The sequence below is a fragment of the Pseudomonas frederiksbergensis genome (assembly GCF_035751725.1).
Lineage (GTDB): Bacteria > Pseudomonadota > Gammaproteobacteria > Pseudomonadales > Pseudomonadaceae > Aquipseudomonas > Aquipseudomonas frederiksbergensis_A.
On sequence record NZ_CP142104.1, the window covers coordinates 2,705,288 to 2,726,715 of the forward strand.

The window sequence follows — 21,428 nt, forward strand, 5'->3', positions numbered from 1 at the left end:
GAGTCAAACCCTGTGAATTATGGATCGACCCCGCAACGAACCCCGCTCGACAAATAAAAAAGCCCCGCGTCCGAATGAGACGCGGGGCAAACAATTGGTTGGTTGCGGCCAACCAAAGGAGCTCGGTTGGGAAGGGGGTCAGTTGCTGGCGACGGTTTCCGGCTGCCAGCCGCCACCCAGGGCCTTGTAGATCGCGACGATGCCGCGATACAGGTCGACTTCGGCCTGGGCCTGGCTGTCTTCGGCGGCCAGGCGTTCACGCTGGGCGTCGAGCAGCACAAGGAAATCCTCGGTGCCTTCGCGGTAGCGGATCTCGGCCAGGTCGGCGGCCGCGCGGCTCGATTCGCTCTGGCGGATCAGCGAGATCAGGCGTTGCTGGCGCTTGCCGTAGTCGCTGAAGGCGTTTTCCGATTCTTCCAAGGCCAGCAGCACTTGTTGCTCATAGTTGGCCAGGGCGCCATCCGCTTCGGCGTTCGCGCCACGCAAGCGAGCCCGCACGCTGCCCAAGTCAAAAGCGGCCCAGGTAATGCTCGGGCCCAGCGCCCAGGCGTTGGCCGCCGAAGAGCCGATCTGCGAGCCGCGCCCGGCAGTGAAGCCGAGGAAACCGCTGAGACTGACCCGAGGGAAAAGGTCGGCCTTGGCCACGCCGATGCGCGCCGTGGCAGCGGCCAGTTGACGCTCGGCGCTGAGGATGTCGGGACGGCGTTGCAGCAGTTGCCCTGGATCGCCTATTGGCAGGGCCTTGGCAATGGCTGGCAACTGTTTAGGACTCAAGTCTACGGTCAGCTTGTCCGGCCGTTCGCCCAGCAACGTTGCGATGCGGTTGCGTTGGCGGGCCTGTTCGGCCTGCAGTTGCGGCACGCTGGCCTCCACCGCGGCCAGGCGGGCATCGGCACGCACCACGTCAAGCTGATCGCCTACGCCGGCGTCGCGCAGGCTTTCGGTGATCTTGCGGGACGCCTGCTGGTTGTCGAGGTTCGCCAGCGCAATTTTCTCCCGCAGCTGTGCGCCGCGCAGTTGGCCATAGGCGTCCACCAGCTCGGCGATCATCGTCACCTGCAGTTGGTAGAGATCGGCCTCGGCGGCCTGCTGGTCGGCATCGGTCGCTTCCAGGTTGCGCTGGATGCGTCCGAACAGGTCCAGCTCCCAGGCCATGTCCAGGCCCAGGTCGTAACGCTCGGAATTGATCCGGTCGTCAGTCTGCCCCATCGGATTCTGGCCTTTGCCCAGTTCGCTGCTGGCGCGGCTGGTAATGGTCGGCATGGCGTCATTGCTGGCATCGTCGCGAATCGCCCGGGCGGCCCGCAGGCGGGCAAAGGCCACGCGCAACTCGCGGTTGCCTTCCAGGGAGCGGGTCACCAGCGCGTTGAGGGTCGGATCGTCGAACTGCTGCCACCAGACGCCCTCGAAGCGGGCGCGGTCAAAGTTCTTCTGGCCGGCGGCGCCGTCGGTGGCGGTGGTAATGTTCGCCGCCTCCGTTTGCGGTGCCTTGTAGTCCGGGCCTACCGCGCAGGCGCTCAGCGCGAGGACCAGCAGGCTCGGTACGAACGCTTTCAAACTCATTGTTGCGCCTCCAGTTTCAACGCCCGGGCCGCCTTGCGGGCCTCGCTACGCTCGACGAAGTTGCGGATCAGTACATAGAACACCGGAGTGAGCAGCAGGCCGAAGAAGGTTACGCCAAGCATCCCCGAGAACACCGCCACACCCATGGCATGGCGCATTTCCGCACCGGCGCCGCTGGAGAACACCAGGGGCACCACGCCCATGATGAAAGCGAAGGAGGTCATCAGGATCGGCCGCAGACGCAGGCGGCACGCTTCCAGGACCGCCGCCAGCGGATTCATGCCCTCGAGCTGTTTGTCCTTGGCGAACTCGACGATCAGGATCGCGTTCTTACAGGCAAGTCCTACAAGTACGATCAAGCCGATTTGGGTAAAGATGTTGTTGTCGCCACCGGACAGAATCACCCCGGTAATGGCCGACAGCAGGGTCATCGGTACGATCAGGATTACCGCCAATGGCAGGCTCCAGCTTTCGTATTGCGCGGCGAGCACCAGGAACGCCAGCAATACGCAGAGCGGGAACACGAACAGCGCGGTGTTGCCGGAGAGGATCTGCTGGTACGTCAGGTCGGTCCACTCGTAGGTCATGCCGTTGGGCAATTCGTCCTGGAGCAGTTTCTCGATGGCTTTCTCGGCCTGGCCGGAGCTGTAGCCCGGGGCGGCGGCACCATTGATTTCGGCAGTGATGAAGCCGTTGTAGTGCATCACGCGGTCAGGTCCCGAGGTGTCGCTGACCTTGATGAAGGTCGCCAGCGGGATCATCTCGCCACGGTTGTTGCGCACCTTGAGCTGGCCGATCTGGTCCGATTCGAGGCGGAACTGCTGCTCGGCCTGGACGTTGACCTGGTAGGTGCGGCCAAAGCGGTTGAAGTCGTTGGCATACAGCGAACCCAGGTAGATCTGCAGGGTGTCGAAGATGTCGCTGACGGCCACGCCGTGGGTCTTGGCTTTTTCACGGTCGATGGCGGCATCGACCTGGGGCACGTTCACGGTGTAGCTGGTGAACAGGCCGGCCAGTTCCGGCACGCTGTGGCTCTTGGTGATGATGTTCATGGTTTCTTTGTACAGCTCGTCGTAGCCCAGGTTGCCCCGGTCTTCGATTTGCAGGCGGAAACCACCGATCGTGCCCAGGCCCTGTACCGGCGGCGGCGGGAAGATCGCCATGTAGGCTTCCTGGATTTCCGAGTACTGGCCGTTCAAGGCACCGGCGATGGCGCCGGCCGACATGCTCGGGTCCTTGCGCTCGTCAAAGGGCTTGAGCGTCACGAACACGATGCCGGCGTTCGGGCTGTTGGTAAAACCGTTGATCGACAGGCCCGGGAAGGCCACGGCGCTTTCGACGCCTGGCTGCTTGAGGGCCAGGTCGGACATGCGCTTGATCACGTCTTCGGTGCGATCCAGGCTCGCGGCATCCGGCAATTGGGCAAAGGCCACCAGGTACTGCTTGTCCTGGCCGGGCACGAAGCCGGTCGGCGTGTTGGAGAAACCGAAGAAAGTCAACACCATCAAGCCTGCGTAGACAACCAGGGCAATACCGCTGCTGCGGATCACCCGAGCGACGGTCCCCACATAACCGTGGCTGGCACGTTCGAAGAAGCGGTTGAACGGACGGAACAGCCAGCCACCGAAAATCTTGTCCAGGAACTTGGAGAAACGGTCCTTGGGCGCGTCATGTCCCTTGAGCAATACGGCGGCCAGGGCCGGCGACAGGGTCAGGGAGTTAATTGCCGAGATCACCGTGGAGATGGCAATGGTCAGGGCGAACTGTTTATAGAACTGGCCGGTCAAGCCACTGATGAACGCTGCCGGAACGAAGACCGCGCACAGCACCAGGGCGGTGGCGATGATCGGGCCGGTTACTTCGCCCATGGCACGCTTGGTCGCCTCCACGGGGGTGAGCCCAAGCTCGATGTTTCGCTCGACGTTCTCCACCACCACGATGGCGTCGTCCACCACGATACCGATCGCCAGTACCAGCCCAAACAGCGACAGTGCGTTGAGGGAGAATCCGAACAGGTGCATGACCGCGAACGTACCGATCAGCGACACCGGCACCGCCACCAGCGGAATGATCGAGGCGCGCCAGGTCTGCAGGAACAGGATCACTACCAGCACGACGAGGATCAGCGCTTCGAACAGGGTGTGCACCACCGCCTCGATGGAGCCGCGGACGAAGATGGTCGGGTCATAGACGATGCTGTAGTCCATCCCGGCCGGGAAGCCTTTCTTCAACTCCTCCATCTTCTCGCGAACGTCGTTGGAGATCTGGATGGCGTTGGAACCCGGACGCTGGAAGATCGGGATCGCCACCGCCGGCTGGTTGTCCAGCAGCGAACGCAAGGCGTACTGGCTGGAGCCCAGTTCGACCCGGGCAATGTCCTTCAGGCGAGTGATCTCGCCGTTGGCGCCGGAACGAATGATGATGTTCTCGAATTCTTCTTCATTGACCAGGCGACCCTGGGTGTTGATCGACAGCTGGAAAGCCTGGGCATTCGGCGCCGGTGGCGCACCCAGGGCACCGGCAGCGACCTGGCGGTTCTGTTCACGGATCGCCGTGACCACGTCGGTGGCGGTCAGGTTGCGCGAGGCGGTCTTGTTCGGATCCAGCCAGACCCGCAGGGAGTAGTCGCCCATGCCGAACAGTTGTACGTCACCCACGCCACCCAGGCGTGCCAATTCGTCCTTGATATTGAGCAAGGCGTAGTTGGACAGGTAGAGCATGTCGTAGCGTTTGTCCGGCGAGGTCAAGTGCACGACCATGGTCAGGTCGGGCGATGCCTTGTCCACCGTGATGCCGATCCGGGTCACTTCTTCCGGCAGCTTGGGCTCGGTCCGGGTGACGCGGTTCTGCACTTGCACCTGGGCGTTATCCAGGTCGGTGCCGAGGGCGAAGGTGATGGTCAGGGTGATCTTGCCGTCAGCGGTGGACTGCGAGGACATGTACAGCATGTTCTCGACGCCGGTGATGGCTTGTTCCAGGGGCGCGGCCACGGTTTCGCCGATGACCTTGGGGTTGGCGCCCGGGAAGTTGGCCCGCACGACCACGGTCGGAGGCACGACTTCCGGGTATTCGCTGATCGGCAGCTGGAACAGCGAGATGGCGCCGGCGATCAGGATCAACAGCGAGAGCACCGCTGCGAAGATCGGTCGCGAAATGAAGAACTGGGAGAATTTCATCTTGAGTACAGTCCCTTAGCCGCGTGGGGACGCAGAGGCCAGTTTGCCTGCCGATCCGGACGCTGCCTTGGAGGGCGCGACTTGGGGCAGGTTGCTGGCTTCGAGCGCTTTACGTTGTTGTGCCAGGGCGGCGAGGGTTTGCTCGCTGGCCATCGGCACGGTTTCAGGCGTAACCGGCGAACCCGGACGGGCCCGTTGCAGCCCTTTGACGATGATGGTGTCGTCCTTGCTCAAGCCGTTGCGCACGATGCGCAGGCCTTCGATCTTCGGACCCAGCTCGACGGCGCGGTACGCAGGCTTGTTCTCGGCGTCCATCACCAGGACGAATTTCTTGCCCAGGTCGGTGCCCACGGCTTCGTCGTTGATCAACACGGCGGAGTAGGTGCCGCTGCCCACCAGCTTCAGTCGGGCATAGAGACCTGGCGTGAAGGCGCCGTCCTTGTTGTCGAACACCGCACGACCACGGATGGTGCCGGTCTGCGGGTTGACCTGGTTGTCGACGAAGTTCATCTGGCCCAGGTGGGGGTTGCCGTCTTCGTTGGACAGGCCCATGTACACGGGCGTGGCCTGGCCGCGCTGGCCCTGGCGGGCGAGTTGGGTGTACTTGAGGAAGACGCGTTCGTCGGCATCGAAGTAGGCGTAGACCTTGTCGGTGGACACCACGCTGGTCAACGGCGTGACATCGGCGGTCACCAGGTTGCCGGCGGTGATTTCCGCCCGGCTGACACGACCGTTGATGGGCGAGGTGACTCGGGTAAAGCTCAGGTTCAACTTGGCCAGGTCCAACTGCGCTTGGATGCCCGCCACGGCGGCGCGGGCTTCCTGGGCAGCGGTGGTGCGCGAGTCCGCCAATTCAGCGGAAATCGCGTTGCTCAGGCGCAGGCGTTCACCACGCTGGGCCTCGTTCTCGCTGCGGGTCGCGGTGGCGCGGGCCTGGGCCAGTTGCGCTTCGAGGCGACGCACTTCGGCCTGGAAGGGGCGGGGGTCGATCTGGAACAGCAGGTCGCCTTTCTTGACCAGTGCACCTTCGGTGAAGGCGACTTCATCGATCTGCCCCGAGACCCGCGGTCGGATCTCGACGGTTTCCGGCGCCTCCAGGCGCCCAGTGAATTCATCCCATTCGTTGACGGGTTGCTCCAGTACCTTGGCCACGCTGACTTTGGCCGCCGGCATGGAAGCTGCCGTGTCGGGGGTCTTGCCGCAAGCGCTGATCACCAGCACTGCCAACAGTGCGAGGGGAAAGCGCAATTTAGAAAGTGAATGTTCCATGGATAGCATCCGCCAAGTGTATTGAGATGGGCGGATGATGCGTGTGGAGGCGCAGAGGAACGAATCGAATGAAACAAAGGTAACTATCATTCGGAATGATATAAGGCATCGACGGGGCCTCTATCGCGGGGGGCTCCGTTAGTTGGCTATCAATCCCCTTGATATCCCTTCAGGTGGGACTGTCGCCCGCGTGCCATGGCCCGTTCAAGGCCGTCATGGCAGATAAACGTCATGGATACGCTCGATCGCGCCCTCCTTGCGCAACGCTTCCACGGCTTCGCGCAAATCCTCGACGAGTTTCGCCGAGCATTGCCGGGAGCATGCCAGGTAGAGGTCGGCAGTGCTGCCAACAGAACTCATGAGCAATTTGCGCTTGGACACTTTCGGCCAGATATAACGGCTCTCGGGGACGCCGTTGAACCAGGCGTCGATACGTCCCATCAGCAGCAATTGGGCAGGGTTGTCGCCGATGGCCAGGGGATAGATCTGGTCATCCCTGAAGCCCTCGGTGCGCAGGATTTCCTCCTGTGCGCTGCCTAAGCCGACGCCTACTTTGCGAAAGCGCTCTTTCGCTTGGGTGAAGCTGTCTACCTTATGGTCGAGGCTGAAGAACGCGCGTTCCATGGGCATGATCGAAGAGATCCAGGTGAAGCGGGTTTCTCGGCCCGGGATGCGCGACAGTGGCGCTATCAGAAAGTCATGTTCTTCGCTGACGTGTTTCTGTGCCCTGGCCCAGGGAAGCAGGTGGATCTTCACTGTGTATCCGGCCCGGGTGATTGCCTTCACAGCGACATCACCGACGATGCCGTGGCCCCTGGGGTCGTTGGTGAACGTCAGCGGGGGGGCGTCGAGGATGTGCAGTTCAACGACCTGGGGCTCGCCCCATGCGCTGTCGACAGCCAGCAACAGGCAGAGCAGCCACAACGCTTTGGTACGGTCCTTCAATACGCGGGTGATCCGGCTCATGATCGTTACTTCAGGCATTGAAAGGGGGGCGCCATTGTACGGGGGAGGGCGGCGCCGGAGACAGCGTCCTTCAGGCCAATTCTTATGTAATGAAGCGCATCCCAGCAGACCGACTGCTCGTTCGCGCCAAACACGTCAGTCCGTTGCATTGGCCTGACTGCGTGTACTGGAAGGTATAGATCATTTAATCGATAAAAGCCTGAACCTCTCGCGGTGCGAACTGCTCTCACAACGCAGGCTGCTGACACAGGCAGTAGCCAGCCCCTTCTCCTTCCTCACTTGTAGTTTTCACGGCAAATACACGTTTCGATCGTGCCGTCCAGCAGCCCCAACTTACGGTTGTAAGTCTCTACTGTAGGAATTCTGCTGACCGCTTGTGGGGCTCTTCTTTTCCGTATCAGCGAGCCTGTTTTAGCGCTGTGCGGCCTTGGGTTTCGTCGCTTACATTATTGCTAACACAGGGAAAGCCGGATGGATGGCGGCAACGATGATCAATTCTGACGATGAATTCCAAAGTTGAGAGGAAAAAATATGGCTTCATATAGCTTTCAAAATGAAGTACCCAAGAGCAGGGTCAATATAAAGCTCGATCTGCATACTGGTGGCGCACGAAAGAATATTGAATTGCCCCTAAAGTTGATGGTGGTCGGGGACTACAGCAAGGGTGCAGAGCAGCGTCCGTTATCCGAAAGGCATAAGATCAATATCAACAAGCAGAACATCGACAGCGTCCTGGTTGAATTTGGCCCGCGTCTGAAATTCATTGCGCGCAACACGCTGATGGACGGTGAAAGCGATATTCCGGTCGAGCTAAAGTTTCAGCGCATGAAAGATTTCGAACCGGAACAAGTGGCGCGCCAGATCCCCCAGCTGCGCGCCTTGTTGGCCATGCGCAATTTGCTGCGCGACCTGAAGTCGAACTTGCTGGACAACATGACTTTCCGTCACGAGTTGGAACACATCCTCCAGGATGATGCACTCAGTGATGAACTCCGAGCTGAATTGGCAGCATTGACGCCAAAAGAAGTGCGCTAATTCATTTTCGCCGGCAGGCAAAAAGAGTAAACCATCCATGTCTACTGAACATGTAAACGTGCAATCGCGCGGTGCCACAGTGTTGGCTAAAGAAAACAGTGTTTATGCTGCGCTGTTCAACAAGATCAACCTGAGTCCCGTCGCTGAGCTGGGCAGTATCGAAACGTTCCAACATGCCGAGGCGTTGTCCGAGGCTTCGGTTGATGAACGAGTGACTGCCGCTGTCAGCGTGTTCTTGAAATTGCTCAAGGAATCGCCGCAGAAAATAGAGCGATTGGACAAAGTACTTCTTGACGAGCATATCGCTTCGCTGGACATGCAGATCAGCCGTCAACTTGATGCGGTCATGCACCATCCTGAATTTCAACAAGTCGAATCAACCTGGCGCGGCGTCAAGTCCCTCGTCGACCAGACGGATTTTCGCCAGAACGTGCGCATTGAATTGCTGGATATCAGCAAGGCTGACCTGGTACGGGATTTCGAGGATGCCCCGGAAATCGCCCAGAGCGGTTTGTACCTGCATACCTATACCCGCGAATACGATACGCCGGGCGGGGAGCCGATCGCAGCCACCATCTCCAACTATGAATTCGACCGCAGCCCGCAGGACATTGCGTTGCTGCGCAATATCTCGAAAGTGGCTGCGGCCGCCCACATGCCCTTTATCGGCTCGGTGGGCCCCGCATTCTTTGGTAAACAAACCATGGAGGAAGTGGCTGCCATCAAGGACATCGGCAACTACTTCGATCGGGCCGAGTACATCAAGTGGAAGGCGTTCCGCGACAGTGACGATGCGCGTTACATCGGCCTGACCATGCCACGGGTCCTGGGGCGCTTGCCCTACGGGCCGGACACGATCCCCGTGCGCAGCTTCAACTACATCGAAAACGTCAAGGGGCCGGATCACGACAAGTATTTGTGGACGAATGCGTCCTTTGCCTTTGCTGCCAATATGGTCAAGAGCTTTATCGCCAATGGTTGGTGCGTGCAGATTCGCGGGCCTCAATCGGGAGGCGCGGTCACGGACCTGCCAATCCACTTGTATGACCTGGGTACCGGCAATCAAGTCAAGATTCCTTCCGAAGTGATGATTCCGGAAACCCGTGAGTTCGAATTCGCCAATCTCGGCTTCATTCCCTTGTCGTATTACAAGAACCGCGACTACGCCTGCTTCTTCTCCGCCAGTTCGGCCCAGAAACCAGCGCTGTACGACACGCCGGACGCCACCGCCAACAGCCGCATCAATGCGCGCCTGCCCTATATTTTCCTGCTTTCGCGCATTGCTCATTACTTGAAGTTGATCCAGCGCGAAAACATCGGGACGACCAAGGATCGTCGCTTGCTGGAGCTGGAGCTCAATAAATGGATCGGCGGGCTTGTCACCGAAATGACCGATCCGGGCGATGCCTTGCAGGCCTCGCATCCGCTGCGTGATGCCAAGGTCACGGTGGAAGACATCGAGGACAACCCGGGTTTCTTCCGGGTCAAGTTGTATGCCGTGCCGCATTTTCAGGTCGAGGGCGTGGACGTCAACCTGTCCCTGGTTTCGCAAATGCCCAAGGCGAAAGCCTGACTCAATCCCAAGGAAACGACGCCATGAAAATCGATCGTCCCTTGTGGACGTCTGGCACCCTATTGTCTGCGCAACAGTTTCAACAACAGGCGCGCTGGGAAGCGTGGGCCAACGAACAGCTCGCCGGCCTGGCCTTGGCCCATCCTTGGGGCGTGAAGGCCGTTGAGTTCGACGCGCACGCATTGCGCCTGGGCAAGCTCAAGGCAACCCGCTTGAGCGTGCGCATGCCCGACGGCAGCCCACTCGACAGTCAACGAGTGGATCGGCTGCCGCCGGGGCTGGAGTTGTCGCGGTTGAGGAGCGAAGACGCGCGTCAGATGCTCGTCCTGCTGGCATTGCCCCTCGAGCAGGCCAACGGCAACAACTGCCTGATGGAGGAAGGCCCGGCGGACCGCCCGACCCGCTATCGCCAGGACTGGCGCCCCGTACAGGATCTCTATACAGACGAAGTGCAGTCGATCGCCGTGCTGGAACACATGCTGACGCTGCGCCTGGATAACGACGACAACGGCGATTACCTGACGTGCCCCATTGCGCGCCTGGTTCGCGAAGGGCAGGGCAATTGGAGCCTCGATCCAGAGTACGTGCCGCCATTGCTCAGTTTTTCTGCTCACCCAGGATTGCTGGCCCAACTGGACAACCTGCTGACCCAACTGTCGGCCAAGCGCCAGCGTCTGATGGGCATGCGTCGGGAAAGCAACCAGCGCATGGCGGACTTCGCCGTCGCCGATGTGTCGGTGTTCTGGTTGCTCAACGCCTTGAACACCTATCAGCCAGTGCTGGCTGATCTCAAGGCCTATCCGCAACGGCACCCCGAGCAAGTCTACCTGGAGCTGGCCAAGCTGGCCGGCAGCCTGCTGACGTTCTCGCTGGAACACGATATCGACAAGATTCCAGCGTATCGGCATGAGCAATTGGAAACGGTATTCCCACCGCTGATGCGCTGTATCTCAACCTTGCTGGAAGCGAGCCTGCCGTCGCGCGTCATTGCCCTGGCGCTGGAGAACAGCGCCAATCGCTGGCAAGTGAAACTCAACGATGCTCGGCTCCGTGAGCCTGAAGGGGCGGACTTCTACCTGTCGGTACGCTGCCGATTACCGGCTGCGCAGTTGCAGGATCAATTCCCGCGCCTGTGCAAGGTCGGGGCGCCGGCGGATGTCGATGAACTGATCAATGCCGCGCTCGATGGCGTCCCGCTGAAACCCCTCAGCCAAGTACCCGCGGCCATCCCGCTGCGCCTGGAAAACCAATACTTCGCCCTCGATCTTGGCCATCCCAAGGGCCAGGCCATGCTGGCTGAGGGAACTTTCGCTTGCTACGTGCCCAGCACGTTGGAGCAAGTCCAACTTGAATTGTTTGCGGTGCTACGCACATGAACCTGAACTTCTTGAAAAAACCAGGCGCGCTGGCAGTGGATATCGATGCCTTGCTCCATGACAGTTACTTGCTGGTGGTCGAGTTACGCCAGGGTGCTTCGGTGCACGACACCGCAGCGCTGCAGCGGCTCTGCCTGGACCAGGTCGAGCAGGTCCGACAGCAACTCGAACAGATCGCAATGGAGCCGCGCAACATCGAGCACATCAGCCATGCCCAATGCGCGCTGCTCGACGAAGCCATACTCGTCTGCACCGAGGGCCCGGTACGGGATGAATGGACCCGGGAGCCGCTCCAGGCCCGGTTGTTCAATCGGCATCAGGCCGGGGAGTTTCTCTACGAGGAAATGCAACGGGTGTTGCGCGAACCGTCGCCGGACCCGCGAGTGCTGACGGTGTTTCATCGGGTCCTGATGCTCGGTTTCAAAGGTCGCTACACGGACCCTGACGACCCTGCCCGCGAGCAAATGCTGGCTGCCCTCGATGCACAGGTTGCGCCCCTGAAAATCGGCCAGAACCTTATCACTCAAAAGGGCGGTCGCCTGGCCCGGTACCCATCCACCTGGAGCCACGTAACAGCGGTAGCGCTACTGCTTACCGGCGCCTGGTGGGCAATGGATCAATGGCTGGCCGGCGTGGTTGCTTCCCTCATGCCCGGCCAGGCGTGAGGGGCCTATGACGTTTCGATTGCAACGAGTCCTTTGGCTATGGGCCGGGACGCTGGTGCTGGCATTGCTGCTTATCCTCCCGCTCGCCACATGGATACGCGTGGTCCTGGCGCTGGGCGCCCTGGGCATTGCGGCGACAGGTTGGGTCATGGCCGGTCGTCGAGCTGCCCGTTTGCGTCAGTCGGTGAAACTCGCCGCCAATGTTTCCATGCCCCCAGCCTCGTTCCGCCACCCGGTGGTGCTGGTTTGTGGAGATGGCTTGGATGGTCTGTTCGGCACCATTCCCGATCACCGGTTGGCCGTGCGGGCCACCCATCAGGGCTGCTATGTCCGAGTGCCTGCTCTCGATCAATTGCCGAGCGTGACCGAGCGCATCCTGGCCTTGCGTCCGGGCTGGGACGCTCAACTCAGCGTGATGTTTGTCATCAACCCTGCGGCACACGGCGATCGCGCTGAACTGGCCGGGCGGATGCGAGCGTTTCGTCACCAAGCGACGCTGGCCGGCAGTCACGGTGCGGCGTTGCCGCTGATGCTGGTGAGTTATGTCCGGTCGGCGCGGGGCGAGTCTCCGTGGTTCTGCTGGACCGATGGTCAACCGGACCCTCGGGTTCGAGATGCCGGAGCCTGCTCCAGTGTCGCCGACTGGCTGCGGCAGCCCCTCGACTCATCATCGCGAGCGATGCGAGTGCATACCGGTGTGCAGTTGAACAACGCAGCAGCCTGGTTGCAAGAAGCGGTGCTGCCGCACTTCGATGCACGTGCTGACGGCCCCGATCGAGGCTTGACGGTGTGCTGGGCGATCAAGCCAGTGCCAGCCGTGCCTCACGCGGTGAAAGGGAACCTTTGGGAACAATGGCTACGTGACAAGGTGGCGCTGGTCGACACCAGGCCGACTGTCATGAAGGCAGCGTTGCCATTTCCAGATCCCTTGCTGAGCCTGATTCCAATGCGTGCCCAGCGCACGTCGGTGCAGCGTGCATGCATCGTCGCGGGGTGGATGTTCGGGCTCGCCGGTTCGATCGCCCTGGGCAGTTCCGCATGGCAGAACACGTTGTTGGTGCGCCAGGTCACTGACGACCTGCGTCGTTATGCGCACCTCTCGACGGCGGGATTTCCAGCACAGGAAACATCTCGCTTGCGCCAGGAAACCGAGGCTGCTCTGCATGAGACCGCACAGCGCCTGGACGCCTACCACCGCCACGGCGAGCCCCTTGCGCTGGGCCTTGGGCTGTATCGCGGCGACCCTCTGCGCGCGCCGTTGCTGGAGGCGCTTTCCGATCCCCATGTGTCATTCGGGCCAATGCCGGTGCAGGCAACCGAACCGGTGAGGTTGGACAGCCTCTCGCTGTTCAGTCCAGGCAGTGCGCGGCTCAAGCCGGACTCAACCAAGGTATTGGTCAATGCCCTGGTCGGCATCAAGGCCCAACCCGGCTGGCTGATCGTCATCGCCGGGCACACCGATGCCACGGGCGATACCGCGCAGAACCTGCGGTTGTCCCGCGCCCGTGCCGCCGCCGTACACGAATGGATTCTGCATATCGGCGGTATTCCTGCCAGCTGTTTTGCCGTGCAGGGGTTCGGCGCCAGCCAACCGATTGCCAGCAACGACACCGAGGCGGGGCGGGCAGCCAACCGTCGAGTCGATATCCGTCTGGTACCTGAAGTGGGCGCTTGTGTACTCCCCACGACAGGAGCGGACAGTCAACCCCAGTCGCAATCTCGCGACATTCAATCTTGAAAAGGAGCTTCACATGGCAATTCCCGTTTACCTCTGGCTGCAAGATGACGGCGGCGCGGAGATCAAGGGGTCAGTGGACGTGCAAAAGCGCGAGGGCAGCATCGAAGTCGTCGCCCAGGACCACAGCCTGTACATCCCGACCGATAACAACACCGGCAAGTTGACGGGTGCGCGGGTCCACACGCCGTTCCTGTTTTCCAAGGAAATCGACGCTTCCAGCCCCTACCTCTACAAGGCCGTGACCAAAGGCCAGACCCTCAAGAGCGCCGAGTTCAAGTGGTATCGCATCGATGATGCCGGGCAGGAAGTCGAGTATTTCATCACCAAGCTGGAGAACGTCAAGGTGGTGAAGGTCGCGCCAAAAATGCACGACATCAAGGACCCGACCAAGGAGAAGTACAACCATCTGGAACAGGTTGAGTTGCGCTACGAAAAGATCACGTGGACCTACAAGGACGGCAACATCATCCATTCCGATTCCTGGAGCGAACGCCAAAGCGCCTGACGCGCGGGCATCGACAGGCCGCCTGGCCTGTCGACTGCCGGTGTGTTGGGTCGAGCGTCCGTTCGCGGGCGCTCAGCCAAGCACATCCGCTTTTTGTCCGGCGCTTGCCCGGCCACCACCGAAACCTGCACAAGGATGCCACCCATGGTACAGAGCCCCACGCGTCTGCTTCGTCGTCTGAATCCCTATTGCGCCCAAGCCCTGAGCGACGCGGCGTCGCTGTGCCAGAGCCGTGCCCATGCGCAGATCACCATCGAGCACTGGTTGCTCAAGTTGCTGGGGCAGGGCGAGGGCGACCTGACCGTTATCGCACGTCGTCACGAATTGGACCTGGAGGCGCTTTGGTGTGGCTTGCTCAACCACCTCGACACCTTGCCGCGTTGCGTCCAGGCCAAGCCACAGCTGTCGGAACCGTTGCAGCAACTGATCAAGAATGCCTGGCTGCGCGCCTCTCTGGACGATGACGGTGACCGGCTGCGCTCCGCGCATCTGCTGGGAGCACTGATGGAAACGCCCAGGCTACTGGCCTGCGAAGCGGCCTGGCCATTGCTCAGCCTTGGCGAGTCGCAATTGCAGCGGTTGTCCGGGTTGCTGGATCAACTCTCCGATGAGCGTCCCGGCGAACAAGAGCTCCTTGTCGTGGGCAGGACGGATGGGACATCGAGCGAGCCTGCCGCCGGTAGCGCCAGGCCTGATGCACGGCAGGCGCTGCTGGACCGGTTCACCCAGGATCTCACTGTCCGGGCAGGGGAAGGACTGATCGATCCGGTGTTCGGTCGCGACGATGAAATACGCCAGGTCATCGACATCTTGAGTCGCCGACGCAAGAACAATCCGATCCTGGTCGGCGAGCCCGGCGTGGGCAAGACCGCGCTGGTCGAAGGGCTGGCGCTGCGCATTGCCCAGGGCGACGTGCCCGACAGCCTCAAGTCGGTCAGCGTGCGCGCGCTGGACTTGGGCTTGTTGCAGGCCGGCGCCGGGGTCAAGGGCGAATTCGAGCAGCGCCTCAAGCGCGTGATCGACGCGGTGCAGCAATCCGAAACACCGATCCTGCTGTTCGTCGACGAAGCCCACACGTTGATCGGCGCTGGCAACCAGGCCGGGGGCGCCGACGCGGCAAACCTGCTCAAGCCCGCCCTGGCCCGTGGCGAGTTGCGCACCATCGCCGCCACCACCTGGAGCGAGTACAAGCAATACTTCGAGCGCGATGCGGCATTGGAGCGACGCTTCCAACAGGTCAAGGTCGACGAGCCTGATGATGATCGCGCCTGCCTCATGTTGCGCGGGCTCAAGGCCCGTTACGCCAGCCACCACGGCGTGCACATCCAGGATGCGGCGGTGCAGGCCGCCGTCAGCCTGTCGCGGCGTTACCTTACGGGCCGTCAGTTGCCGGACAAAGCCGTCGACCTGCTGGATACGGCCAGCGCCCGGGTGCGCATGAGTGTCGATTGCGAGCCCCACGCGTTGGTCCGCGTCAAGGCGCGGCAAATCGCCCTGGAACTGGAACGCGAGGCGCTGGAAGCGGACCAGGTCCTGGGCGGTAGTGTCGACACCGAACGGCTGATGCAGATCGCCGTGCAGCACGCCGAGTTAAAGCACACTCGGGTCGAGCTGGAGCGTCAATACCGCCACGCGCTCGATGTGTCCCAGCAATTGCTCGACGCCCGCGAGGCAGAGCCGATGCGATGGGCTGATTGTGCGCGGTTGCAGCGACAGCTGGATGCCATCCAGGGCGACCAACCCTTGTTGCTGCTGGACGTCGACGCCCGCAGCGTGGCCGAAGTCGTCGCCGATTGGACCGGCGTCCCCCTTGGCAGCCTGCTCAAGGACGAACAAGCCAGCTTGCTGGATCTGGAACAGCAATTGGCCGAGCGCGTCATCGGCCAGGCCCCGGCACTCGATGCCCTGGCCCAGCGCCTGCGGGCGGCCAAGACAGGGCTCAGCGATGACAAGGGGCCGCTGGGGGTCTTTTTGTTGGTGGGCACCAGCGGGGTTGGCAAGACCGAAACCGCCTTGGCCCTGGCCGACAGCCTGTTCGGCGGAGAAAAAGCGCTCATCACCCTCAACCTTTCCGAATATCAAGAAGCCCACACCGTCAGCCAGCTCAAGGGCTCGCCGCCCGGTTACGTGGGTTACGGGCAGGGCGGGGTGCTGACCGAAGCCGTGCGCCAGCGACCCTATAGCGTCGTGCTGCTCGACGAGGTGGAAAAAGCCCACCGTGATGTGCTCAACCTGTTCTACCAGGTTTTCGACCGCGGCTTCATGCGCGATGGGGAAGGGCGCGAGATCGACTTTCGCAACACCGTCATTCTCATGACCTCCAACCTGGGCAGCGACGCGTTGCAGGCCTGTCTGCTGGATCAACCCGACGCAGCTGACAGCACGCTGCACGAGCTCATGCGGCCGATCCTGCGCGAACACTTCCAACCGGCCCTGTTGGCACGCTTCCAGACCCTTATCTATCGACCGCTGCAAGTCGATGCCCTGCAATGCATCGCCGCTATCAAGCTGGCCCAGGTGGCCAGTCGCTTGCAGCGTCACTATGGCTTGGACTGCAAGATCGATGACGCTCTGAACGAGGCCATCGTTGCCGCCTGCCTGCTGCCCGACACCGGGGCCCGCAACATCGACAGCCTGCTCAACGAACAGATCCTGCCGGTGCTCAGCCAACAGCTGCTGCAGCGTCGGGCAGCACAGTTGCGCACACGCGGGGTGCACTTGGGGTATTGCGAGGAGGAGGGGATCACACTGCGTTTCGTCGATGCCGCGGATGCCGCTGAGACGGTCGCCATGGAGGCTGCGCAATGAATATGCCCATGCCGACCTTCTTCGACCACAGCCGCCACACCCTGCGAGTGTCCAAACTCAACGCCCATCTCGACGTCCTGGCCTTCGTCGGCGAAGAACACCTGAGTCGTCCTTACCACTACCGCATCGAATTCACCTGCACCGAGCGCGACCTGGCGGCCACCGACCTGCTCAACCGCTGGGGTTATTTCGACCTGTACCCCGTGCCGCCACCGCCGACACCCAAGGGCTTCACGCCGCCGGTGATCGAACCGCTGCGTTCCTTCCACGGCATCGTTACAGACTTCAAGCGACTGTCCGGCTCCAACGACGAAGCCCGCTACGAAATCACCCTGCAACCACGTTTCGCGCTGCTCGGGCGCGGCAAGCAGTTTCGGATCTACCAGTACCAGTCGGTGCCGGAAATCGTCGAGCAGATCATGCGCAAGCGCCACGCTTACCTGGGCGAGGAGTTCTATTTCAACCTGGTGCGCCAGTACCCCCGGCGTGAACAGGTCATGCAATACGACGAGAGCGACCTGGCCTTCATCGAGCGCCTGCTGGCCGAGGTCGGCATCTGGTATCGCATCACCAGCGACGATCGCCTGCACATCGACGTGGTGGAATTTCACGACGACCAGCGGCACTACCAGCGCGGCATCAAGTTGCCGTGTCGCCCGCCATCCGGCTTGACCGCCGATGGGCAGGACGCGGTCTGGAACCTGCAGACCGCCCACCAGGTGGTGGAACAAAACATCAACTTTCGCGCCTACCATCACCGCGAGGCCTATGCCTTTTTGGACGGCGAAGTCGACCACACCCGGGGCGCCAAGGGCACCTACGGCGAGGCCTATCACTACGCCGAGCCCTACACGGTGCTGGGCGAGCGCTACGCCCTGGACGAAGACCTGCAAAGCGAAAGCGGTTTCTTCTACGCCCGCCTGCACCACGAACGCTACCTCAACGACCAGACCCGCCTCAGCGGCACCACCAGCAGCGCCACCCTGGCCACGGCGCAGCGGCTCGAAATCACCGGCGGCGCACCGAAGGCGTTCGAGCCCGGCGCGGTGATCGTCAGCCTGCGTACCGAAGCGGCCCGCGACCGCAGCTTCATCGCCACGTTCCAAGCCATCCCCTATTCGGAAACCGTGTGCTTTCGCCCGGCGCTGCTGCCCAAGCCGCGCATGAGCGGCACCATCCCCGCCCGCGTCAGCCACCCGGAAGTCAACCCGCCGTACGCCGACCTCGACTTCGAAGGCCGCTACAAAGTGCGCTTCCTGTTCGACCGCGACACCTGGCAAGCCGGCCGCGAAAGCGCCTGGCTGCGCCTGGCCCGGCCCTACGGCGGCGACACCCACGGCCTGCACTTCCCGCTGCAGGCCGGCACCGAAGTGGCGATCGCCTTCGAGCACGGCGACCCCGACCGCCCGTACATCGCCCACGCCCTGCACGATGACCGCCACCCGGACCCGGTCACCGCCCGCAACGAACGCCGCAACGTCCTGCGCACCCGACCAACAACAAACTGCGCCTGGACGACACCCGCGGGCAGGAACACATCAAGCTCAGCACCGAACACAGCGGCAAGAGCCAGCTGAACCTGGGGCACCTGGTGGATGCCGAGCGGAACAAGCGTGGCGAAGGGTTTGAGTTGCGCACCGATGGCTGGGGGGCGATTCGCGGTGGCAAGGGGGTGTTTATCAGTGCGGATGAGCAGGCCAAGGCCAAGGGTGACCAACTCGACATGACAGCCGCTATTGAACAGCTGGAAAGCGCGCTCTCCCTGGCGCGTTCCTTGGCCGAGGCGGCCCGTAGCGCTCAAGCAACGCCGGGCGACACCGAAAGCCAGCAACGCCTGAACCAGGCGCTCAAAGGCTTGGAACAACCTGGCGTACTGCTGCATGCGCCAAGCGGGATCGGCGTGGTCAGCCCTGAAGCCGTATGCCTGGCCTCCGGCGCCGAAAGCGTTGGCATCATCGCTGCGCACAACGCTGATATCAGCGCAGGCCACGACATCACCGCCACCGCGCAGGGCGGCATCAGCGTAGTGGCCAAGGAAGCTGGGATACAACTCAAATCTGCCGGAGGAAAGATCGAGCTACATGCTCAAGGGAATGATCTTCACGCCTTGGCGAAGACCGATGTGAAAATCGAAAGTATTCAAGGGCGCGTGGAAATCAGCGCACCGCAGGAGCTGGTGCTCAACTGCGGTGGCGCCTACATCCGCCTGAAAGACGGTGATATCGAGCTGGGTGCACCGGGCAACGTCTATTTGAAGGCCTCCCATGTGGAAAAAACCCAAGGGGCCAGCCTGCATACCCCTGCCTCCCCATTACCGGCCGGTTATGCCGCCGGCTATACGCTGAAAGACCACGCCCAGGCAGCAATGCCGTTTGCCCGCTATCGCGTTACGACTCAACAGGGGGATGTGTTCAATGGGGTAACGGACAGGGATGGGCGGACCATGAGTGTCAATACCTTGGTGCCGGGGGATTTGAAAGTTGAATTATTGAGCTCGGAAAAATGGATTAGTTTTTTTGCTCCGCCCGAATTGAACTACGAAGGCATAAAGTGCACCGCGACCATGGATGACGGAGAGCTCTTGCAAGGCGAATTCGATCATGAGAACAAGGCGAGCTTTTACTCTTTTTATGGAAAGGCTTGTGTCAAGTTTGAAATAGAGGACCTGGACCGCTCGCGCGAGGTGGCCGGCGCTGCGGAAAGAATAATCAAAGAGCTCTCGGAGTAGAGCTATGGATTCTTTTTATAAGTTGTATCTGGCAGAAAAATCTCATCCACTTGACGACGAGGTATTGGAAAAGGCGCTTGAGAGTTTTGAAGGGGCGGCACTAAAATTTTCTTCGGATTTTATAGATGATGCCAAGCAGCGCGATAATTACAACCGTAACGTCAAGCGGGTGAGGGCGGAAGTCTTGCTGCAGGTTAGGAGCGGCAAGGTTTCGGTTAAAGAAGCGGCGGAGTTTTGTTACGAAATGCGCAACAAGATTATGGCTGAGGTTAGGAATAAGACCTCTGTACACGGGAAGGCTATTGCTGAAAAAAAGAAAATTATTTCCCCTTCGCTCGAAAAGCTTCTTGACGAAAGAGCCGTCAAGAAGTTTGGCAAGAGTTTCATGGCGCTTGGCGCGGAGCAAAAAAACTCGATGTACTACGAAATCGTAGAATCTTCTGCCAGGCCTAATGCGGGATTTAACACTCTTAATAAGGCGTTGAGGGTTTCAGGCAAAGTATTAATCATCGTTACGGTTGCTTATGCGGCGTATGAGATAGCGAACGCTGAGAATAAGCAAAAGGAGGCGATCAAACAGGGTGTGATTGTTGGTGGCGGGGCGGCTGGCGCTGCGTTGGCAAGCTTGGCTGTATCTACAGTGTGTGGCCCTGGCGCACCGTTCTGCGCCGTTGGTTTGATGTTAGCTGCTGGGATTGCATCTGGTTGGGCTGCCTCGACATTCGCTGAAGCTTATGACGATGAGATAGAGGAGTTCTCCAAATGGGAGGTCAATTAGATCAGCGGGAACTGTGGCTGGCACTCTCCTATTTGTTTGTGGATAACGAAGTCGATTACGTTCAAATAGCGGCGGTGGCAAAATCGTACTCTATGGTAGATGTTGAAGATGCTTTGTTTAAAATGGTTGCACCAGTTTGTATTTTTAATTTTTTTGTGTCAGTGCCACCAATTTGGTTTTGCTTTGATAGGGAGCAATTATTTTCAGATATCGATTCTTTAATAGAGAAAAGAGCTAAGCAAGGCCCGCTAGGGAAGTGTTTTACCGCTGTAGGGGAGCGCGTGCTGCGATTCCTTGGTTCGGATGATTGGGCCGAGTTAAAAGCGGAAATTGAGAGGGCGAACCAAAAGTGGGGGTGAGCGGTAGTGTACGGTCTTCAAAATGAGGTTGTGGCTAGACGTATAGAATGAGGGCATAAGGATTATGAAAATAAAACGTGATTATGTTTTCTGGAGTGGGATGGATCTACCGTATGTAGGCGTGTTTTGCTATCTGAGCATTCTAAGGTTGTATGTGAAGCGGTCCGCGAAAATTATGCTGTTTAGCTTTTCATTGCTGTTTTTTTTGGTTCAGGTCTTCTAATTTATTAAGTGGTTTGGGTCGTTGTTTTGTATGATTTGTGGGTGTGTATTAGGGCTTGCCCTATCAATTGTAGAGTAAAGGCATGCACTACCGAATGTTTTTTCCAGCTGGCATTTTGATAATGCTCGGGGTTGAGGCTACCGCGACATCGTTTGGGCGCAAAACGAGCGCCGATGTTGCGACGATTGATGATAAACCGGCTATCTGTCTGCCAGCTAAAGAGAAGCAAGTGTTTAGGCTGGGGTGGCTATCTTTATCCGAAGGAGATGTAAGAAGCCCCGCTTCTTGGGGGATCGCACTTACGGAAGGTGCTCAACCGAAAATTTTGAACCCTGGTGATTGCATAGTTTTTGGTACTGTGCCAGATGGCTATGAGAGTGACGATCAAAAAACAAATGCTCGTCCCTTAAAGCTAGAGGTTGATAGAGTCTATATCTTTCGAATGAGTGACGCTTATCGTCCAAGAGATACGTATGCGGTTGTTTTTTTAATTAACGAGGCCTTGGGCGGAGCCCTGGAATATATTCAGTACAGTCGAGTCGTCGAGTATGGCGAACTGATTCCGTCCCGCGATGCTGGACATAACGACAATGATGAATAGCTTTTGTGAGTTAGTGGTGTTGATGGTTAATTCGAAGTAGGTGAACTGCTCTGACTAGCTTGTGC

General features: G+C 60.1%; 14 protein-coding genes and 1 pseudogene. 11 read left to right on the plus strand and 4 right to left on the minus strand.

The features are described 5' to 3' along the window. Positions 1 to 138: 138 nt before the first annotated feature. The 4 genes from VQ575_RS12160 to VQ575_RS12175 form a co-directional block, all read right to left on the minus strand. A complete protein-coding gene (locus VQ575_RS12160; RefSeq protein WP_045155899.1) occupies positions 139 to 1,563 on the minus strand; it encodes an efflux transporter outer membrane subunit in 1,425 nt (474 codons plus the stop codon). Beyond that, entirely contained in the window at positions 1,560 to 4,739 is a 3,180-nt protein-coding gene (locus VQ575_RS12165; protein ID WP_045155900.1) for an efflux RND transporter permease subunit, read from the minus strand. The genes VQ575_RS12160 and VQ575_RS12165 overlap by 4 nt, the downstream gene beginning before the upstream one ends. Positions 4,740 to 4,754: 15 nt before the next feature. Then, entirely contained in the window at positions 4,755 to 6,008 is a 1,254-nt protein-coding gene (gene mexE / locus VQ575_RS12170) for a multidrug efflux RND transporter periplasmic adaptor subunit MexE (protein ID WP_045155901.1), read from the minus strand. Between the two features lie 213 nt (positions 6,009 to 6,221). After that, positions 6,222 to 6,974 carry a substrate-binding periplasmic protein gene (locus VQ575_RS12175; protein WP_045155902.1) on the minus strand — a complete coding sequence of 251 codons (753 nt, stop codon included), beginning with the start codon at positions 6,972 to 6,974 and terminating at the stop codon, positions 6,222 to 6,224. Positions 6,975 to 7,505: 531 nt separating this feature from the next. On the opposite strand from VQ575_RS12175, the gene tssB reads away from it, so the two are divergent. From tssB to VQ575_RS12235, 11 genes and pseudogenes are all read left to right on the plus strand, one after another. After that, entirely contained in the window at positions 7,506 to 8,009 is a 504-nt protein-coding gene (gene tssB, locus VQ575_RS12180; RefSeq protein WP_325919752.1) for a type VI secretion system contractile sheath small subunit, read from the plus strand. Between the two features lie 37 nt (positions 8,010 to 8,046). After that, positions 8,047 to 9,582, plus strand: a complete 1,536-nt coding sequence (gene tssC / locus VQ575_RS12185) for a type VI secretion system contractile sheath large subunit (RefSeq protein WP_325919754.1) — start codon at positions 8,047 to 8,049, stop codon at positions 9,580 to 9,582. 23 nt (positions 9,583 to 9,605) lie between these two features. After that, positions 9,606 to 10,958, plus strand: a complete 1,353-nt coding sequence (tssK, locus tag VQ575_RS12190; RefSeq protein WP_325919756.1) for a type VI secretion system baseplate subunit TssK — start codon at positions 9,606 to 9,608, stop codon at positions 10,956 to 10,958. Continuing rightward, a complete protein-coding gene (gene tssL / locus VQ575_RS12195) occupies positions 10,955 to 11,623 on the plus strand; it encodes a type VI secretion system protein TssL, short form (protein WP_045155906.1) in 669 nt (222 codons plus the stop codon). Before tssK ends, tssL begins: the two co-directional genes overlap by 4 nt. Positions 11,624 to 11,630: 7 nt before the next feature. Next, on the plus strand, positions 11,631 to 13,361 hold the full coding sequence (locus VQ575_RS12200) for an OmpA family protein (RefSeq protein ID WP_325919758.1): 1,731 nt from the start codon (positions 11,631 to 11,633) through the stop codon (positions 13,359 to 13,361). 13 nt (positions 13,362 to 13,374) lie between these two features. Then, positions 13,375 to 13,866, plus strand: a complete 492-nt coding sequence (locus VQ575_RS12205; protein ID WP_045155908.1) for an Hcp family type VI secretion system effector — start codon at positions 13,375 to 13,377, stop codon at positions 13,864 to 13,866. 144 nt (positions 13,867 to 14,010) lie between these two features. After that, positions 14,011 to 16,674: a type VI secretion system ATPase TssH gene (gene tssH, locus VQ575_RS12210; RefSeq protein WP_325919759.1), complete on the plus strand. Its 2,664-nt coding sequence runs from the start codon at positions 14,011 to 14,013 to the stop codon at positions 16,672 to 16,674. Positions 16,675 to 16,682: 8 nt separating this feature from the next. After that, positions 16,683 to 19,402 (plus strand): annotated as a pseudogene (locus tag VQ575_RS27240) (type VI secretion system Vgr family protein). A gap of 4 nt (positions 19,403 to 19,406) precedes the next feature. Further along, positions 19,407 to 20,180, plus strand: coding sequence for a hypothetical protein (locus VQ575_RS12225; protein ID WP_325919763.1), 774 nt, complete (start codon positions 19,407 to 19,409; stop codon positions 20,178 to 20,180). After that, the gene (locus VQ575_RS12230; protein WP_039594690.1) at positions 20,165 to 20,539 is read left to right on the plus strand and encodes a DUF7079 family protein; all 375 of its coding nucleotides are present in this window, start codon (positions 20,165 to 20,167) and stop codon (positions 20,537 to 20,539) included. The genes VQ575_RS12225 and VQ575_RS12230 overlap by 16 nt, the downstream gene beginning before the upstream one ends. Positions 20,540 to 20,844: 305 nt before the next feature. After that, complete coding sequence (locus VQ575_RS12235; RefSeq protein ID WP_325919764.1) at positions 20,845 to 21,363, plus strand: hypothetical protein; 519 nt, start codon at positions 20,845 to 20,847, stop codon at positions 21,361 to 21,363. Positions 21,364 to 21,428: the final 65 nt, after the last annotated feature.

Excerpts from the sequence above, each read along its gene's own strand:
- VQ575_RS12160 (WP_045155899.1), bottom strand. The coding sequence starts at position 1,563 with ATGAGTTTGAAAGCGTTCGTACCGAGCCTGCTGGTCCTCGCGCTGAGC.
- VQ575_RS12165 (WP_045155900.1), bottom strand. The coding sequence starts at position 4,739 with ATGAAATTCTCCCAGTTCTTCATTTCGCGACCGATCTTCGCAGCGGTG.
- mexE (WP_045155901.1), bottom strand. The coding sequence starts at position 6,008 with ATGGAACATTCACTTTCTAAATTGCGCTTTCCCCTCGCACTGTTGGCA.
- VQ575_RS12175 (WP_045155902.1), bottom strand. The coding sequence starts at position 6,974 with ATGAGCCGGATCACCCGCGTATTGAAGGACCGTACCAAAGCGTTGTGG.
- tssB (WP_325919752.1), top strand. The coding sequence starts at position 7,506 with ATGGCTTCATATAGCTTTCAAAATGAAGTACCCAAGAGCAGGGTCAAT.
- tssC (WP_325919754.1), top strand. The coding sequence starts at position 8,047 with ATGTCTACTGAACATGTAAACGTGCAATCGCGCGGTGCCACAGTGTTG.
- tssK (WP_325919756.1), top strand. The coding sequence starts at position 9,606 with ATGAAAATCGATCGTCCCTTGTGGACGTCTGGCACCCTATTGTCTGCG.
- tssL (WP_045155906.1), top strand. The coding sequence starts at position 10,955 with ATGAACCTGAACTTCTTGAAAAAACCAGGCGCGCTGGCAGTGGATATC.
- VQ575_RS12200 (WP_325919758.1), top strand. The coding sequence starts at position 11,631 with ATGACGTTTCGATTGCAACGAGTCCTTTGGCTATGGGCCGGGACGCTG.
- VQ575_RS12205 (WP_045155908.1), top strand. The coding sequence starts at position 13,375 with ATGGCAATTCCCGTTTACCTCTGGCTGCAAGATGACGGCGGCGCGGAG.
- tssH (WP_325919759.1), top strand. The coding sequence starts at position 14,011 with ATGGTACAGAGCCCCACGCGTCTGCTTCGTCGTCTGAATCCCTATTGC.
- VQ575_RS12225 (WP_325919763.1), top strand. The coding sequence starts at position 19,407 with ATGGATTCTTTTTATAAGTTGTATCTGGCAGAAAAATCTCATCCACTT.
- VQ575_RS12230 (WP_039594690.1), top strand. The coding sequence starts at position 20,165 with ATGGGAGGTCAATTAGATCAGCGGGAACTGTGGCTGGCACTCTCCTAT.
- VQ575_RS12235 (WP_325919764.1), top strand. The coding sequence starts at position 20,845 with ATGCACTACCGAATGTTTTTTCCAGCTGGCATTTTGATAATGCTCGGG.